This is a genomic window from Caulobacter sp. UNC358MFTsu5.1 (assembly GCF_000712075.1).
Lineage (GTDB): Bacteria > Pseudomonadota > Alphaproteobacteria > Caulobacterales > Caulobacteraceae > Caulobacter.
Window position 1 is genome coordinate 432,041 of the sequence record NZ_JONW01000007.1, and the last position, 17,798, is coordinate 449,838.

The following is a 17,798-nucleotide window of genomic DNA, read 5'->3' on the forward strand; positions in this document are numbered from 1 at the left end:
TTGGCCGCAGCGACCGTTTAGCCCGCCATCCGCAGGGATTCGCGCTCGCTGCCGATCTTGAAGCGCCCGACCAGCGAGACCAGCTGGGCCGTCTCGCCCTTCAGCGAATGGGTCGCGGCGGTGGCCTGTTCGACCATGGCGGCGTTCTGCTGCACCACCTGGTCCATGTGGTTGACGGCGGTGTTGACCTCGGCCAGGCCTGAGGCCTGTTCCTGGCTGGATGAGCTGATCTGGCGCACCAGGTCGTCGATGGCGGCCACGCGGCCGACGATGCGGCCCAGGGCCTCGCCGGTCTGGCCGACCAGGTCCACGCCGGTCTCGACCTGCTGGGTGGAGGTCGAGATCAGGGTCTTGATCTCCTTGGCCGCCTCGGCCGAGCGCTGGGCCAGGGCCCGCACTTCCTGGGCGACGACGGCGAAGCCGCGGCCGGCGTCGCCGGCCCTCGCGGCTTCGACGCCCGCGTTCAGGGCCAGCAGGTTGGTCTGGAAGGCGATCTCGTCGATCACGCCGATGATCTGGGTGATCTGGCGCGAGGAATCCTCGATGGCGCCCATGGCCGCGACGGCATGGCCGACCACCTGGCCTGAGCGCTCGGCGTCGGTGCGGGCCGAGGCGACCTCGGTGGTGGCGCGGGTGGCGCCGTCGGCGGTCTGGCGCACGGTGGCGGCGATCTCGTCGAGGGCCGCGGCGGTCTCTTCCAGGCTGGCGGCCTGCTGCTCGGTGCGGCGCGACAGGTCGTTGGAGGCCTGGGCGATCTCCTGGGTGCCCGAACCGATCTGCGAGGCGACGCCCGAGATCGTGCGGATGGCGTTCTCCAGGCCCTCGGCGGCGGCGTTGAAGTCGTTCTTCAGCGCGATGTAGTCGCTGGCCACCTGGGCGGCGATGCGGGTCGAGAGGTCGCCGCCGGCCAGGCTGGACAGACCCTTGGCCATGACGTCGACGACGGCCTTCTGCTCGCGGCCGGCCAGCTCGAAGGCGGCCTCCATGTCGCGCAGCTTGCGGTCCAGCTCCTGCTGGAAGCCGGCGGCCTCGGCCTCGAGCCGGGCGCGCTCGATGCCCGACTGGCGGAACACCTCGACGCTCTTGGCCATTTCGCCGATCTCGTCGGCGCGGCCGGAACCCGAGACGGTGATGTCGTTCTGGCCGGCCGCCAGGCGGCGCATGTCGTTGGCCAGGTTCAGCACCGGCCGTACGATGGCGGCGCGCGAGATCACGATCAGGATGCCGGCGAAGATCATCCCGGCCGCCACGGCGGCGGTCATCAGGATCTCGGAGAACCGGGCCACGGCATTGGCGCGGACGGCGGCGGCGTTCGAGGCCGCCTCGATCTTGTCGGAAGCCTGGCTCATCGCGCCTTCCAGCGTCGAGAACTGCTTCATGAAGCCCGGCATGGCGGCGATGGCCTGGGTCCGGTCGGTCGCGGCCAGGTCGACCATCTGGCCGGCCGACTTGATGTAGGTGTCGAGCGGGGCCTTGAGCTCGGCCAGGGCGGCGCGGCTGGCCGGGTCGGTGGCCAGGGCGTCGTTGTCGGCGATCGCCTTGCGGAAGTTGGCGACGTGGGCGGTCAGGTCCTTGCGGGTCTCGGCGATGTCGACGCCCGAACCGGTGTCGTCCGACAGCTGGCTCGACAGGACGTCGGCGCGCAGGGCGTCGTGCATCATGTCGGCTTCCATGTGGTTGCGCAGCACGGCCGCCGAGACGTTGGCGTCGCGCAGGGCGGCGTCCAGACGCGTGGTGGACCACAGGCCCGCGCCGGCGCTGGCGGTGCACAGCACCATGACGGCCGCGCCCGCGCCCATGACCTTGTGGTTGATCGTCCGAAGCATTGCCGACCCCTGCGTCGTATCCAAGTGCGAACATGTTCCGCCAGTGGGGTTAACGGCGTCTTCGCCATTCGCGTCAGTCGTGTTAAATCGTCGAACTGAGACAAAAAGCCGCGCCTCCAGAACTTTAAGGGGTGCTTCAGGGCCTCTGGGTACTTGTCCTCGTGTTCACGGGGCAGAACCATGACTTCGATCCATTCAATCTGTTCATGCGCGGCATTCGCAATTGGCGTGGCCGCGAGCTCGGCCGCCTTGGCCCAGACCGAGGCCGGGCAAGGCGCCTGGACCCATGAGGTCACCTATACGGCGGACGTCGCCGGGACGGTGCGCGGCGGAACGGCCCACGCCGGCCGGGCCCTGGACAATCTCGACGTGATCGTCGACGGCGACCTGGAGAAGCTGATCGGCTGGCGCGGCGCGACGGTGCACGGCTACCTGCTCAACAACAGCGGCGGCGCGCCCAACGACCTGGCCGGCACGCTGCAGGGGATCGACAACATCGAAGTCGCCCGGCCGCGCGCGCGGCTCTACGAGCTGTGGGTCCAGTCCAAGTTCGCCGGCGACCACGGTTCGGTGCTGGCCGGCCTCTACGACCTCAACAGCGAGTTCTATTCGACCGAGGCTTCGGGCCTGCTGCTGGCGCCGCCGTTCGGCATCGGTTCGGAGTTCGCCTCGACCGGACCCAACGGCCCGTCGATCTTCCCCTCAACGGCCCTGGCCGTCCGCGCCAGGATCGAAGGCGGCAAGGGCGCCTATCTCCAGGCCGCCGCGCTCAACGCCCATGCCGGCACGGTCGGCGATCCGGACGGCCCGTCGACCAGCTTCGACAACGGCGCCCTGATCATCGCCGAGGCCGCGTTCGGCGACAGCTGGCGGCTGGCGGCCGGCGGGTGGTTCTACACCGAACGCCAGGCCGACCTGCGCGCGCTGGACGTCAACGGCGATCCGGCGCTGAGCAAGGCGCGCGGCGGCTACGTCCTGGCTGAATATCCGTTCGTCGACGGCGGCGAGAGCGGACGATCCGTGCGCGGCTTCGCGCGTCTGGGCTTCTCGGACGGCGACACCACGCCGTTCAGTTCGGGCTGGCAGGCCGGCGTGCTGGTCGAGCGGGTCTTCGCTTCCCGTCCCGACAGCGCCTTCTCGATCGGGATGGAGCAGGGCCGGCTGTCGTCGAAGCAGCGCGCCAACACCCTGGACGCCGGTGTGACGCCCGCCGACGCCGAATCCAGCGTCGAGATCACCTATTCGGACAAGGTCTCGCCCCGGGTGGCCCTGCAGCCCGACCTGCAGTTCATCCGCCGCGCCGGCGGGGATCGGGACGCCGAAACCGTGGTTGTGGCCGCACTGCGGTTGACCATCAACCTGTTCTAGAAAGATCCGCGCCCGCCAGCTTAAGCATGGCGAGGCGCGACGCGTTCGGCGCCACCCAAGACTCGGGACGGTGTTCGATCACGCGGGTATTCGCGCAAATCTCGAACAGGACAACGTTGTCATTGGAAGAATTTGCCGAAATTTCGGTTTAGACTGCGAACGGAAAACCGTCGGTGGACGGGTTCTTTGACAAGGTGCTACTGAACGCCCGGATATTGCAGTGCGGGATGGGCGTTAACGCTCATTGTCCCAGGCCAGGACGGTTCCAAAAGAGAGCCGCCGGCTTTTCACTATCGCAGGGTGAACAAGAAATGCCGGTTGATACGCTGACGAAGACGCAGTGGGTCTATTCGTTCGGGGGAGGCGGCGCCGACGGCGACGCCAAGATGAAGAATCTGCTGGGGGGGAAGGGGGCCAATCTCGCCGAGATGTCGTCCCTGGGCCTGCCGGTCCCGCCAGGCTTCACGGTGACCACCGAGGCCTGCGTCCACTACTACGCCAATGGCAAACAGTACCCGACCGAGCTGGCCGACCAGGTCAAGGCCGGCCTGGCCAAGGTCGAGACCCTGACCGGCAAGACGTTCGGCGACGTGGCCAACCCGCTGCTGGTCTCGGTGCGCTCGGGCGCCCGGGCCTCGATGCCGGGCATGATGGACACGGTGCTGAACCTGGGCCTGAACGACGAGACGGTCGAGGGCCTGGCCAAGCTCTCGGGCGACCGCCGCTTCGCCTATGACAGCTATCGCCGCTTCATCCAGATGTACTCGAACGTCGTGCTCGACCTGGAGCACCACATGTTCGAGGAGATCCTCGACGACCACAAGGACCGCCTGGACGTCACCGTCGACACGGCCCTGACGGCCGACGACTGGGCCGCGGTCATCAAGGACTACAAGGCCGCGGTGCGCGACGCCCTGGGCAAGCCCTTCCCGCAGGACGCCCAGGAGCAGCTGTGGGGCGCGATCGGCGCGGTGTTCGCCAGCTGGATGAACGACCGGGCCAAGTTCTATCGCCGCATGCACGACATCCCCGAGGCCTGGGGCACCGCCGTCAACATCCAGTCGATGGTGTTCGGCAACATGGGCGAGACCTCGGCCACGGGCGTCGCCTTCACCCGCAACCCCTCGAACGGCGATGGCCGCCTGTACGGCGAATTCCTGATCAACGCCCAGGGCGAGGACGTGGTGGCCGGCATCCGCACGCCCCAGTCCCTGACCAAGGCGGCCCGCGAGGAGATGGGCGACACCGCCCCCTCGATGGAAGAGGCCATGCCGGAGGTGTTCGGCCAGTTCAAGACCGTGGTCGAGACGCTGGAGCGCCACTACCGCGACATGCAGGACATCGAGTTCACGGTCGAGCAGGGCAAGCTCTACATGCTGCAGACCCGCAGCGGTAAGCGCACGGCCAAGGCCGCCCTGAAGATCGCCGTGGACATGGCCGCCGAAGGGGTGATCACCCGCGAGGAGGCCATCGGCCGCGTCGAGCCGGCCTCGCTGGACCAGCTGCTGCACCCGACCATCGACCCCACCGCCCACCGCGAGCTGATCGCCAAGGGCCTGCCGGCCTCGCCCGGCGCGGCCACCGGCAAGATCGTGTTCGACAGCGAGGCGGCCGAGAAAGCCGCCGCCGGCGGCGAAGCCGTGATCCTGGTGCGCGAGGAAACCAGCCCCGAGGACATCCACGGCATGCACGCCGCGCGGGGCATCATCACCGCCCGGGGCGGCATGACCAGCCACGCCGCCGTCGTGGCGCGCGGCATGGGCCGGGCCTGCGTCAGCGGCGCCGGCGACGTGGCGATCTTCCCCAAGGAAGGCCTGTTCCGGGTGCGCGGCCGCGACTTCAAGGCGGGCGAGACCATCACCATCGACGGTTCGACCGGCGAGATCCTCAACGGCGCGCCGAAGATGATCGAGCCCGAGCTGACCGGCGACTTCGCCACCCTGATGGGCTGGGCCGACCAGGTCCGCCGCCTGAAGGTCCGCGCCAACGCCGAGACCCCGCTGGACGCCCAGACCGCCCGCGGCTTCGGCGCCGAGGGCATCGGCCTGTGCCGCACCGAGCACATGTTCTTCGACGACACTCGGATCGCGGCCGTTCGCGAGATGATCCTGGCCGACGACGAGGCCGGCCGCCGCGCCGCCCTGGCCAAGATCGCGCCCTTCCAGAAGGCCGACTTCGTCGAGCTGTTCACGATCATGGAAGGCCTGCCGGTCACCATCCGCCTGCTCGACCCGCCGCTGCACGAATTCCTGCCGCATACGGAAGAAGACGTGAAGGCGGTGGCCGACGCCACGGGCCTGGACGCCGCCAAGCTGATGCGCCGGGCCAAGGAGCTGCACGAGACCAACCCGATGCTGGGCCATCGCGGCTGCCGCCTGGGCGTGTCGTATCCTGAAATCTACGAGATGCAGGTGCGGGCCATCGTCGAGGCGGCCTGCGACATCGCCAAGTCGGGCAAGGCCGCGCCCGTGCCCGAGATCATGCACCCGCTGGTCACCAAGGGCGAGGAGATGAAGTACCTGCGCGATCTGACCGACCGCACCGCCAAGGCGGTGCTGGAAGAGCAGGGCGTCGATCTTCAGTACACGGTCGGAACCATGGTCGAGCTGCCGCGCGCCGCCCTGCGGGCCGCGGACCTGGCGGCCAACGCCGAGTTCTTCAGCTTCGGCACCAACGACCTGACCCAGACTACCTTCGGCATCAGCCGCGACGACGCCGGCAAGTTCCTGGGCGCCTACATCGAGAAGGGCATCTTCGACAAGGATCCCTTCGTCAGCCTCGACCAGGACGGCGTCGGCGACCTGATCCGCATCGCCGCCGAGCGCGGCCGCGCGGCGCGTCCCGGAATCAAGCTGGGCATCTGCGGCGAGCACGGCGGCGACCCCGCCTCGATCGACTTCTGCGAGCGGGTCGGCCTGGACTACGTGTCCTGCTCGCCCTACCGCGTGCCGATCGCCCGGCTGGCCGCCGCCCAGGCGGCCCTGGCCAACAAGGGCTGAGGCCTTTCCATCGCCGGGCGGTCCGATCCCGCCCGGCGATGACAGCCTAGGGACGCTGGACAGCGGGCCGGTCGGCGCCTATCCGGGTATCGAGGATATTCGGGGGGAAGCATGGCCTATCTGCGCTGGCGGCGGTTCGTGGAAATGGTCTCGCTCGACCGGCCGTGGGTCGGTGAGCTGTTCATGCGCAAGCGCCACAAGCCCATCGTCGCGGCCCCGGTCGAGAAGTGGGACCGCGAGTACCGCGACGGCGTCTACGATCGCCTGGCCCGCTCGGACCAGCGTCACCACCATCGCCTGCTGGCCGCCATGATCGCCGACCGCTGGCCCAATCCCAGTATCCTGGAGATCGGCGCCGGCGAGGGCGTGCTGTTCGAGGCTTTCCGCGCCCATGCGCCGGCCCGCTATGTCGGCGTCGACTTCTCCGCCCCCGCCGTCGAGAAGGGTCTGGAGCGCCTGTCGGCCGAGCGCGCAGCGGGGCAGGTCGAGCTGCTGCTGGGCGACGGTCGCACCTTCCGCAGCGACGAGGCCTTCGACGTGGTCGTGTTCTCCGAATGCATCGAGCACCTGGGCGAGGTCGAGGACCTGGTCGCCCACTACGCCCCCAACCTGAAGCCCGACGGCGGCGTGGGCCTGACCATGTGGCTGGCGCTCAAGCCCCTGCGGCTGTGGCATCGGCTCAAGCGGTTGGGCCAGGTGCTGGACGAGGCGGCGGTCAACACGCCCTGGGGCGGCGGCTGGCTGGTGGCGGTGGTGCGTCCGGTCCGGGCGACCGCGACGGCGCTGATGATGACCCTGGCCGGACTGGCGAGCGTGGTCCCCACCGACGCCTTCGCCGCCCCGGCCCTGGACCTGCCGCTCTCGGTCGACTTGGCGCGGGCCGCCGTCGACGCCTGCGCGGCCAAGGGCGCGGCGGTCAGCGCCGCCGTGGTCGACGACAAGGGCAATCCGCTGGTCGTGCTGCGCTCGCCCGCCAGCCCCAAGCCGCCCGTCGCCGCGCCGCGCAAGGCGGCCACGGCCGTCCAGTTCGACGCCCCCGGCAGCGTGATGGAGCCGCGCGAGAAGACCGATCCGGCCTTCGCCGCCTTGATCAAGGCCGAGCCCGACCGGCTGAACCCGCACGCCGGCTCCCTGCCCTTGCACATGGGCGGCCAGCTGGTGGGCGGCCTGGCGGTGGCCGATACCACCCACGAGACCGCCGACGCCTGCGCCCGCGAGGCCCTGGCCAGGTTCGCCGGCAAGGTGAACTGAGCCCATGGGCGTGGTGAAGGACATGTGGCGCGTCGGCTTGGTCCGCGCGCCGATGGCCGATCTGCTGAAGCCGGGCGCCCTGGCCGAGCACCCGGTGACCTGGATCCCCGATCCCGGTCCCTTGCGCTTCCTCGCCGATCCGATGGGCGTCTGGCGCGACGGACGGCTCTACGTGTTCGCCGAGATCTACGACTATCGCGACCGGATCGGCGCCATCGAGGTGCTGACCTTCGACGCGGACCTGCAGCTGCTGAGCCGCGAGCCCGCGCTGAAGGAGCCCTGGCACCTGTCGTACCCCTTCATCATCGAGGAGGGCGGCGAGACCTACATGCTGCCGGAAGCGCACAAGTCGGGGCGGTTGACCCTGTACCGCGCCGAGGCGTTCCCGACGAAATGGACGCCGGTCGGGACGATCGAACTGGACCAGGTCGCCATCGACGCCACCCCGGTGTTCCACGACGGGCGGTGGTGGCTGTTCTACACCCCGGCCACGACCAAGGCCGAGAAGGTCAGCGCTCTGCACGTGGCCTGGGCCGACCGGATCACCGGTCCCTGGACGCCGCATCCGGGCAATCCCGTGCGCTTCGACCCTTCCAGTTCGCGGCCGGGCGGCACGCCCATCGTCGTCGACGGGGCGATCGTGCTGCCGATGCAGGACTGTCGCCGGACCTACGGCGGCGCGATCCGGGCGCTGCGGGTCACGATCCTGACGCCGGACCGGTTCGAGGCCGATGCGGACGCGCCGATCGCCCCGCCGCCCGCTTTCGGCAAGCTGACCGACGGGCTGCACACCCTGTCGGCCGCCGGGCCCGTCACGCTGATCGACGCCAAGCGCTTCGAAGTCTCGCCGCGCTCGCTGGCGCTGGACGTCCGATGGGAATGGGCAAAGCGCGTCCGGAAAAGGGCGCGAACCGCTTGACCGTCGCCGGGCCGACGCGCTTGGCGACCACGGCGTCGAACACGTCGAGATAGGCTTCGGCGATCGGTCCCAGCCGATACGCGTCGACCGCGCGGGCCAGGACGCGGGGATCGGGGGCGGGGGCCTGCAGCACGGCGCGCAGACTCTCGGCCAGCGCGAAGGCGTCGCCGATCGGCGCCACGCGGCCGTTATGGCTGTCGCCCAGCAGTTCGCGGGCCGCCGGGGTGCAGTCGGTGCTGACCACCGGCCGTCCCGCGCCAAGGGCCTCGACGATCACCGCCGCATAGCCCTCGTACCAGGAGGTCAGCAGGAAGGTGCGGGCCAGCTCCAGCCAGGGGCGGATGTCGGGCACGTAGCCCGGCAGGTGCACGCGGCCGGCGACGCCCAACTCGAGCGCCAGGGCCTCGAGTTCGGCGCGGCGCTCGCCTTCGCCGACGATGACCAGGCGGGCGTCGGGATCGTCCAGCAGGGCGAAGGCGCGCAGGGCGACGTCGAAACCCTTTTCCCTGACCAGCCGGCCCGCCGCCAGGATCAGCTTGCCCTCGGCCGGCGGGACGAAGGCGTGGTCGTCGTCGTCGAGGGCCGGCAGGCGGATGCACTGGGTGACGCGGCGACCCAGGGCGCGGTTGGCGTCGTCGGTCATGCTGTCGGACAGCGAGATGGCCCGGTCGATGCGACGCAGCTGGAAGCGGGTCTTCAGATTGTAGGGGATCTGGGCCAGGGCGTTGCGGCCGTGGCGGTAGAGCGGGGTGCCGATCTGGGCGATCACGCCGGGGCGCTGATCGGCGGGCAGGGCGTCGACGCCGGGCAGGACCGGCCAGTGATAGTTGCCGGGCACGAACAGGATGTCGGGCCGGCGCTGGGCGACGAACGCCGCCGTGGCCTTGCCCAGGGCCTTGCGCGAACCCCGGCCGCGCGGAATCGGCGGGTCGGCCTCGACCACCTCGACCTCGGCGCCGATCAGGTCGGCCAGGGGGCCCTGGCGCGAACCGCAGAACAGCGTGACCCGCCGTCCCAGCGCCGCCCAGCGGTTGGCCAGCCGCACCGCGATCCGTTCCGAACCGCCCAACGGCAGGTCATGCAGCACGATCGCGATCGTGCGCGCGTTGTCGCCCATATCCGAGAGGTCCCCCGACCTGCGGCGCAACACGCGCCGTATGGGCTAGACGTCGCCGAGGCGGGGGAACCGGAAGGATTTGTTGCGGAAGGGAAACAAATCGGAATCCGGCGGTGAGGCCGGGTCAGCCGGCCTTTTCGCTCCACAGGTCCAGGTCGTCCTCGCGACCGATCAGGGCCAGGCCCGAGGCGATGGACTCGAACTCGCCGCCGCTCTCGATCTTGGCGGCCCCGAAGCGGCGCAGGAAGATCTCGCGGACGGCCGGGACGAACGAGCTGCCGCCGGTCAGGAACACGCGGTCGACGCCGTCCGGGCCCAGGCCGGAACGCTCCAGCGCTTGGTCGACGGCCGTCTCGATGGCCTTCAGCTCCGGGGCGATCCAGCCCTCGAAGTCGGCGCGCTTGACGTCCTTCTCGATCAGCACCGAGCCGGCCTCGAAGCGGAACCTGGCCTCGTCCTGGCTGGACAGCGCCTCCTTCAGCGCCGAGACCGAGCGGTAGAGGGCGTAGCCGTGATTGTCGTCCAGCACCTCGATCAGGCGGGCGATCTTCTCCGGCTCCACGGCCGTGCGCTCCAGCGCGCGGATGTCGCGCATGTCCTTGGAGGCGCGCAGCAGGGCCAGCTGATCCCAGCGGGCGAAGGCGGTGTAGTAGCGCTGCGGGATCGGCAGGCGGTTGTCGAACGCCTTGTAGAGGCTGCCCTTGCCCAGTTCCGGCGAGACCAGCTGGTCGATGATCCGGTAGTCGAACGCGTCGCCGGCCACGCCGACGCCCGAGCGGGCCAGGGCGGTGGAGCGCAGCTTGCCGCCTTCACGCTCGAACCGCACGATCGAGAAGTCGCTGGTGCCGCCGCCGAAGTCGGCGACCAGCACGGTGGCGTCGTGCTTCAGCTGGCGGGCGAAGAAGAACGCCGCCCCGACCGGCTCGTAGGCGTAGCGGATGTCGGTGAAGCCCAGGCGCTTGAAGCCGGCCTCGTAGCGCGCCAGGGCCAGGGCCTCGTCGGGATTGCCGCCGGCGAAGGTCACCGGGCGGCCGACGATCACCCGCGCGGGCAGGTTCTCCATGGCCGCGCCGCCGTGGCCCTGCAGCTTCAGCAGGAAGTCCGACAGCAGGTCCTCGAACAGGTAGCGCTTGTTGAGGATCTTGGTCTCGGTGAAGGCGGCGCTGGCGGCGAAAGTCTTGAACGACTGGATGAAGCGGGTCTCCAGCGGGTCCTCGACATGGGCCTCGATCGCCCACGGCCCCGCCTCGGTCACCAGGGTGTTGGGACGCCCGCCCGCGCCCATCAGGGCGTGGAAGCTGAGCGCCGAACGGAAGGCGAAGATGTCGCCGCCGGCCGTCGGGAACTTCACCAGCGTGGCCGGGCCGTCGCCATGGGTCATCGAGACCACGGTGTTGGTCGTGCCGAAATCGATGCCGATCGTCGCTTGAGGGGACGTCATGGGAAAGCCTGGGCGGGAGGAGGGCAGGGTTCCTAACCCTCCAGGCGCTGGCGTCAAGCGCGGGAGGGCGGTTTCGACGGCAAGGCCTTGGCGACCCGTGTCCCATGGCTAAGGTCTAGGCATGCATCGCAGACGATTCCTCGCCGCCGCGGCCGTCGCCGCCCTCGCTCCCTCCCTGGCCCGCGCGGTGACGCCGGACGGGACCTTCATGGTCGACAGCCGCGTGCTGGGCGGCCAGCGCCGGGTCAATATCGCCCTGCCGCCCGGTTACGCCGGGTCGAAGCGGAAGTACCCGGTGCTCTACCTGCTGGACGGCGGCACGGTTCAGGAGGACTTCCCCAAGATCACCGACTTCGTCGCCCAGATGATCGCCGCCGGGACGCTGGCGCCGATGATCGTGGTCGGGATCGAAGGCGTCGACCGCAAGCACGACCTGACCCACCCGGCGACCTTCGCCGACGACCTCAAGCTGCTGCCGCAGTCCGGCGGCTCCGCGGCGTATCGCCGCTTCCTTGTCGACGAACTGCAGCCGTGGGTGAAGGCCCGCTATCGCGTCAACGGACAGAAGGGGCTGATCGGCGAGTCCCTGGCGGGCCTGTTCGTGGTCGAGACCTTCCTGCGCGAGCCCCAGGCCTTCGACGCCTATCTGGCCGCCAGCCCCAGCCTGTGGTGGGACGACCAGAGCCTGTCGCGCGAGGCCTCCGCCTTGCTGGCCAAGGGGAAGTTCAGCGGACGTCGCCTCTACCTGTCGATCGGCGACGAGGGCACGACCATGCAGGCGGGCGTCGACCGGGTCGTGGCGGCGCTGAAAGCCAAGCCGCCCAAGGGTTTGCTGTGGCGCTACGACCCCATGCCCAAGGAGCATCATTCCACGATCTACGACCCGTCCGCGAAGGCCGGCCTGCCCTGGCTGTTTCCCCCGCGTTAACCCGTCTTTCACGCGGTCGGGCAAAGACTTCCCGTAAAGATGACTGGGCCGCGTGTGTTCTTGCGCTCAGGCCTGACGGGGGAAGCCATGGGTCTCGACGACCTCAAGATCTCGACCAAGGTTCTGCTGCCCGCCGCCGTCCTGGCCGTCGCCGTTCTCGGCTGTACGGGCATGGGCGTCTGGCAGCAGAAGAGCCTGCAGGACGCCACGCGCATCCTGGTCGAGCATCGCTCGCCGGCCGAGGTGCAGTCGGCCCGTTTCAGCCGCCGCCTGAGCATGATGGGCCACGCCGCCCACCGCGTGGTCACCTATGAAGGGACGTCGGAAGCCGCCCAATCGGCCTCCAAGGAACTCGACAAGGTCTATGCCGAGGGCAAGGACAGCCTGGACAAGATGGTCAAGGCCGACCCGAGCATCGCCCCGGTGGCCGACGGTTTCCGCCAGCGCATCGACGCCCTCTACGCCGACGGCCGCGCCGCCGCCGACCTGGGCTTGGCCAATGATGACACCGGTGCCATCGCGCGCCTCTCCGCCCTCGATCCGGCCATCGAAAGCCTGTCCAAGGACGCCAAGGCCTGGGGCGACGGCTATCACGTGGAGACCGACGCCCTGGTGGCGACGGCCAACAAGAAGGCCAACCAGGGCGCGCTGACGACCATGGTGCTGGGTCTGGTCGCCGCCCTGGGCGGCATGGGCCTGGCCCTGTGGATCGGTTCGCGCAAGATCTCGCGGCCGCTGGCCTCGCTGTCGCGCAGCATGACCACCCTGGCCCAGGGCGAGGTCGATGTCGAAGTGGCCGGCGCCGGCCGCAAGGACGAGGTCGGGCTGATGGCCCGCGCGGTCCAGGTGTTCAAGGACAACGCCGTGGCCCTGCGGACCTCCGAGGCCGAGCAGCAGCGGATCAGCGCCGCCAGCGAGGACGAGCGTCGCCGCAACGAGGCGGCCAGCCAGGGCGCGGCCGACGACCAGGCCTTCGTCATGGAGCGCATCGCCGCCGGTCTGGCGCGCCTGTCGCGCGGCGACCTGACCGTCCGCGTGGTCGATCAATTCCCCGAGGGCTACGGCCAGCTGCGCACCGACTTCAACGGCGCCATGGAGCACCTGGACCAGGCCATGGGCCAGATCCTCACGGCGGTCGGCGGCATCGGCCGCAGCTCCGACGAGATCACCGCCGCCGCCGACAACACCGCCCGCCGCAGCGAGCAACAGGCCGCCAGCCTGGAAGAGACCGCCGCGGCTCTCGACGAGATCACCGCCACCGTGCGCCGCGCCTCGCAGGGCGCGAACGACGCCGCCCGCGTGGTCGGCTCGACCCGCGAGGACGCCGAGCGTTCGGGCGACGTCGTGCGCGACGCCGTCGCGGCCATGAACGGCATCGAGCAGTCCTCGCAGCAGATCGGCCAGATCATCGGGGTGATCGACGAAATCGCCTTCCAGACCAACCTGCTGGCCCTGAACGCCGGCGTCGAAGCCGCCCGGGCCGGCGACGCGGGCCGCGGCTTCGCGGTCGTCGCCCAGGAAGTGCGGGCCCTGGCCCAGCGCTCGGCCGAGGCGGCCAAGGAGATCAAGACCCTGATCTCGACCTCGGCCGGCCAGGTCGGCCAGGGCGTCAAGCTGGTCGGCCAGACCGGCGAGGCCCTGGAAGGCATCGTGTTCAAGGTGGGCGAGATCGACGCCCTGGTGAAGGAACTGGCCGCTTCGGCCGGCGAGCAGGCCACCAGCCTGCACGAGGTCAATTCGGCCGTGAACCAGATGGACCAGGGCGTGCAGCAGAACGCCGCCATGATCGAGCAGGCCACCGCCGTCAGCCACGCGCTGAAGACCGAGATCGGCGGCCTGGTGCAAATGATGAGCCGCTTCCAGGTCAGCGGCGGTTCCGCTTCGGCCCAGCCGATGCGGCGCGCGGGCTAGGCGATGGCCCGCCGTCTTACCAGGGCCCGGTGGATCGCGGTGTCGATCTGGTGCGGCCTGGTCCTGCTGCTGATCGGCATCGGCGTCTTCGTACTGAACGAGCCGACGCCGGTCTGACCGCCGGCGCATTGACTTCCCGGCCCGCCTCCTGTCGATACGCCCCTCAATAGAGAGGGCGATCGCCTTGGAAGACTTCGACGTCGTGGTGCTGGGCGCCGGCGCGGCCGGCATGATGTGCGCCATCGAGGCGGGCAAGCGCGGCCGCAAGGTGCTGGTCGTCGACCATGCCAAGGCCCCGGGCGAGAAGATCCGCATCAGCGGCGGCGGTCGCTGCAACTTCACCAACGTCAACACGGCGCCGGCCAACTTCCTGTCGGCCAATCCGAAGTTCTGCGTCTCGGCCCTGCGGCGCTATCGGCCCAGCGACTTCATCGCGCTGGTCCAGAAGTACGGCGTCGCCTTCCACGAAAAGACGCTGGGCCAGCTGTTCTGCGACGGCTCGGCCAAGCAGATCATCGAGATGCTGCTGACCGAGATGGACAAGGCCGGCGTCACGCTGCGCCTGGAGACCGAGGTCAAGGGCGTGGCCCGGGACGGGGAGGGCTGGCGGGTCGGTTTCTCGAACGGTCCGGTGACCTGCCGCTCGGTCGTGGTCGCCACGGGCGGCAAGTCGATCCCCAAGATGGGCGCGACGGGCCTGGGTTACGAGATCGCCCAGCAGTTCGGCCTGGCCATCGTCGAGACCCGTCCGGCCCTGGTGCCCCTGACCTTCGAGGTGAAGACCCTGGAGCGCCTGGCGCCGCTGTCGGGCGTGGCCGTGGACGCGGTGGTCTCCAGCGGCAAGACGAAGTTCGCGGAGGCCATGCTGTTCACCCATCGCGGCCTGTCGGGGCCGTCGATCCTGCAGATCTCGTCCTACTGGCGCGAGGGCGGCGAGATCAGCGTGAACATGGCCCCGGGCGTCGACGTCTTCCAGGCGCTGCGCACGGCGCGGACGGCCACGCCCAAGCGGGCCCTGTCGACGGTGCTGGCCGAGATGCTGCCCAAGCGCCTGGCCCAGCTGATCGCCGAAGACGCTGGAGCGTACGGCAACATGGCCGACTGCTCGGACGTGCTGCTGCGCGGCGTCGCCGCGACAGTGAACGCCTGGACGTTCAAGCCGGTGGGGTCGGAAGGCTACCGGACGGCGGAAGTGACCCTGGGCGGCGTCGACACCGACGGCTTGGATTCGCGCACCATGGAGGCCAAGGCGGCGCCGGGGCTCTACTTCATCGGCGAGGTGGTGGACGTCACCGGCTGGCTGGGCGGCTATAACTTCCAGTGGGCCTGGGCGTCGGGGTGGTGCGCGGGGCAGACGGTCTAGTAGCCGCCGACTTGCCCCCACCTGGCGGCTTCGCCGCCTGTCCGCCCCCGTAGGGGGCGGTGCCTTCACGTGCTGGCGCTCTTCCCCCTGCGGGGGAAGACGACCGCGAAGCGGTCCGTAGGGGGCAAGTGATCACCCCCTACGCGCTCGCCTACTTCTTCTTGAACGGCGCCTTGCCGGGCTTCTTGCCGAAGGCGGGCTTGGCGCCGAACGCACCCTTGGCCTTGAAGGGCTTGGGGCCCTTGAACGGCTTGGCGGGACCGGCGCCCGCATCGACGCGCGGCTTGCGGAACGGCTTTTCCGGCGCGGCGGCCGGATCGTAGGGCACGCTCTCGCGGTCGGTGCGCGGGGCGCGGCGCGGGGCGGCCTCGGCATAGGCGCGCGGGGCTTCGTCACGCGGCTTGAACTCGCGCTTCGGGGCGCCCGTGTGGGGGCCTTCGGCGCGGGGCTTGAAGTCCCGCTTCGGCGCCTCGTCCCGGTCGCGCGGCTTGTAGTCGCGCTTGGGCTCTTCGTTGCGGGCGTAAGGCTTGGCGTTGCTGACGCCGTCGGCGCCGAACGAGGACGGACGCGGGGCGCGGGGGCCTCGGTCGTCGTCGCCACGCGGCGCGCGCGGCTTGAAGTCACGGCGCGGGGCGTCGTTGTCGTCACGCGGCGGACGCGGCGCGTATTCCCGGCGCGGACCGGCCTCGCGGGCGGCCGGAGCCGTGGTCGGGGTGATGGTCACGTCGTCGCGCACGGTGGACTGCACGGCGGCGCCGAACTTCACTTCCGCCTCGGCCGAGATCTCGAACTTGGTGTCGTAGTCGAAGATCCGGATCGAGCCGATGTCCTTCTTGGTGATGTGGCCCAGGCGGCAGATCAGCGGGATCAGCCACTTGGGGTCGGCGTTGTTGCGGCGGCCGGTGTTGAGGCGGAACCAGGCCGAGTTGGCCATGTCGGCGCGCGGCTCGCGTTCCGGACGGTCGCCGTACTCCCGAGGCTCGCGGTCGGCGAAGCGGTCATTGCCGCGATCGGCGCGCGCGCGCGGGCCCGGGTCGGCGCCGTGGCGCGGGTCGTCGTAGATTTCTTCCGGTGCCGGCAGCTTGGCGCGGCGGGCTCGGATCAGGGCGGCGGCCAGCTCTTCCGGCGTACGCCGCTCCAGCATGGCGGCGACCAGGCCGGCGTCGTCCTCGTTCGAGGCCTCCGAGAAGATCGGATCGTCGAGCAGGCGCTCGGTGTCCTTCACGCGGATTTCGTCGGCGGTCGGGGCGCCGCCCCACTGGCCTTCGACGCCGGCGGCCATCAGCAGCTGCTCGGCCTTGCGGCGGCGGGTGTAGGGCACGACCAGGGCGCTGACGCCCTTCTTGCCGGCCCGGCCCGTACGGCCCGAGCGGTGCAGCAGGGTGGCCTTGTTGACCGGCAGTTCGGCGTGGATGACCAGGCCCAGGTCGGGCAGGTCCAGCCCCCGGGCGGCGACGTCGGTGGCGACGCAGACGCGGGCGTGGCCGTCGCGCAGGGCCTGCAGGGCGTCGGCGCGTTCCCGTTGGCTCAGCTCGCCCGACAGGCCCACCACGTCGAAGCCGCGCTCGCGCAGCTTGGCGTGCAGGGAGCGGACGCTTTCGCGGGTGTTGGCGAACACTAGGGCGCCGGGGCTTTCGAAATAGCGCAGCAGGTTGACGACCGCGTGCTCGACCTCGTTGGGGGCCACGCGCACGGCGCGGTATTCGATGTCGCGGTGCGGCTCGTTGCGGCCGATCGTGTCGATGCGGATGGCGTCGTTCTGATAGCTCTTGGCCAGCTGCACGATGTCGCGCGCCAGGGTGGCCGAGAACAGCAGGGTGCGGCGTTCCTTGGGCGCGGCGTCCAGGATGAACTCCAGGTCCTCGCGGAAGCCCATGTCCAGCATCTCGTCGGCCTCGTCGAGGACGGCGACCTTCAGCTCCGACAGGTCCAGGTGGCCGCGTTCGATGTGGTCGCGCAGGCGGCCGGGGGTGCCGACGACGATGTGGGCGCCGTAGTTCAGGGCGCGCTGCTCGCGGCGGGCGTCCATGCCGCCCACGCAGTTGACGACCACGGCCTTGGCCTCGGCGTAGAGCCAGGTCAGTTCGCGGTTCACCTGGATGGCCAGTTCGCGGGTCGGGGCGATGACCAGGCACAGCGGCGCCGCGGCGCGCTCGAAGGTTTCGGCTTCGCCCAGCAGGGTGGGGGCGGCGGCCAGGCCGAAGGCGACGGTCTTGCCCGAGCCAGTCTGGGCGCTGACCAGCAGGTCGCGGTCGGCGGCGTCGGCGTCCAGCACGGCGGCCTGGACGGGGGTGGGCTCGGCGTAACCTTGAGCGGCGAGAGCCCGCTCAAGAGCGGGGTGGGAGGCGGGGAAGGGCATACGGGGTCCAGTTCGTTCAAGCGGACGGCGCACACACAAAAGCGCGCGGCCCGCACCACGACCAAATGACGACCCCCAAACGGACCGTGCTTCTTGGTCAATATCTTCAGAAAGTAGACCATTTTCGCCGGGATGCCGATGAGGCGCGACGAAAGGCGGTCAGATGGGCGGCCTAAGGAGGCCAAAACGGTCCGGAAAGCAAGGGCGCCGGGGAAAGAATGCTGCGATGCGGCGGAATGGTCGCGCCTGACCCCGGACGCAGAACGCAAAACGCCCGGAGCTCGGCTCCGGGCGCATCGCCGACACTTCCCCTCTT

General features: G+C 70.1%; 11 protein-coding genes. 7 read left to right on the plus strand and 4 right to left on the minus strand.

Annotated features, from left to right (window positions below; translation table 11 throughout):
• Positions 1-17 precede the first annotated feature (17 nt).
• The gene (locus BR39_RS0114470) at positions 18-1,826 is read right to left on the minus strand and encodes a methyl-accepting chemotaxis protein (protein ID WP_029913227.1); all 1,809 of its coding nucleotides are present in this window, start codon (positions 1,824-1,826) and stop codon (positions 18-20) included.
• A 228-nt stretch (positions 1,827-2,054) separates the two neighbouring features.
• Between BR39_RS0114470 and BR39_RS0114475 the strand changes: the two genes are divergently transcribed.
• The 4 genes from BR39_RS0114475 to BR39_RS0114495 all read left to right on the plus strand — a co-directional run bounded on the left by BR39_RS0114475 (position 2,055) and on the right by BR39_RS0114495 (position 8,363).
• The gene (locus tag BR39_RS0114475; RefSeq protein WP_231499473.1) at positions 2,055-3,194 is read left to right on the plus strand and encodes a carbohydrate porin; all 1,140 of its coding nucleotides are present in this window, start codon (positions 2,055-2,057) and stop codon (positions 3,192-3,194) included.
• Between the two features lie 311 nt (positions 3,195-3,505).
• The gene (gene ppdK / locus BR39_RS0114480) at positions 3,506-6,193 is read left to right on the plus strand and encodes a pyruvate, phosphate dikinase (RefSeq protein WP_029913231.1); all 2,688 of its coding nucleotides are present in this window, start codon (positions 3,506-3,508) and stop codon (positions 6,191-6,193) included.
• A gap of 111 nt (positions 6,194-6,304) precedes the next feature.
• Positions 6,305-7,444 (plus strand): heme-binding protein, encoded by a 1,140-nt coding sequence (locus tag BR39_RS26190; protein WP_081916811.1) that lies wholly within the window; start codon positions 6,305-6,307, stop codon positions 7,442-7,444.
• A gap of 4 nt (positions 7,445-7,448) precedes the next feature.
• Entirely contained in the window at positions 7,449-8,363 is a 915-nt protein-coding gene (locus BR39_RS0114495; RefSeq protein WP_029913233.1) for a family 43 glycosylhydrolase, read from the plus strand.
• On the opposite strand, the gene BR39_RS0114500 is transcribed toward BR39_RS0114495, so the two are convergent.
• Together BR39_RS0114500 and BR39_RS0114505 are read right to left on the minus strand one after the other, a co-directional pair.
• Positions 8,257-9,480 carry a glycosyltransferase gene (locus BR39_RS0114500; protein ID WP_051695724.1) on the minus strand — a complete coding sequence of 408 codons (1,224 nt, stop codon included), beginning with the start codon at positions 9,478-9,480 and terminating at the stop codon, positions 8,257-8,259. The genes BR39_RS0114495 and BR39_RS0114500 overlap by 107 nt on opposite strands.
• Positions 9,481-9,604: 124 nt before the next feature.
• Positions 9,605-10,921, minus strand: a complete 1,317-nt coding sequence (locus BR39_RS0114505) for an Hsp70 family protein (protein WP_029913237.1) — start codon at positions 10,919-10,921, stop codon at positions 9,605-9,607.
• A 121-nt stretch (positions 10,922-11,042) separates the two neighbouring features.
• Here BR39_RS0114505 and BR39_RS0114510 point away from each other — a divergent pair, with 121 nt between their 5' ends.
• The 3 genes from BR39_RS0114510 to BR39_RS0114525 all read left to right on the plus strand — a co-directional run bounded on the left by BR39_RS0114510 (position 11,043) and on the right by BR39_RS0114525 (position 15,123).
• Complete coding sequence (locus tag BR39_RS0114510) at positions 11,043-11,849, plus strand: alpha/beta hydrolase (protein WP_051695726.1); 807 nt, start codon at positions 11,043-11,045, stop codon at positions 11,847-11,849.
• 87 nt (positions 11,850-11,936) lie between these two features.
• Complete coding sequence (locus BR39_RS0114515; RefSeq protein WP_051695730.1) at positions 11,937-13,760, plus strand: methyl-accepting chemotaxis protein; 1,824 nt, start codon at positions 11,937-11,939, stop codon at positions 13,758-13,760.
• A 184-nt stretch (positions 13,761-13,944) separates the two neighbouring features.
• Entirely contained in the window at positions 13,945-15,123 is a 1,179-nt protein-coding gene (locus BR39_RS0114525) for an NAD(P)/FAD-dependent oxidoreductase (RefSeq protein ID WP_029913242.1), read from the plus strand.
• A 151-nt stretch (positions 15,124-15,274) separates the two neighbouring features.
• Here the strand turns inward: BR39_RS0114525 and BR39_RS0114530 are convergent, their stop codons facing one another.
• Positions 15,275-17,482 (minus strand): DEAD/DEAH box helicase, encoded by a 2,208-nt coding sequence (locus tag BR39_RS0114530; RefSeq protein WP_029913244.1) that lies wholly within the window; start codon positions 17,480-17,482, stop codon positions 15,275-15,277.
• Positions 17,483-17,798 lie beyond the last annotated feature (316 nt).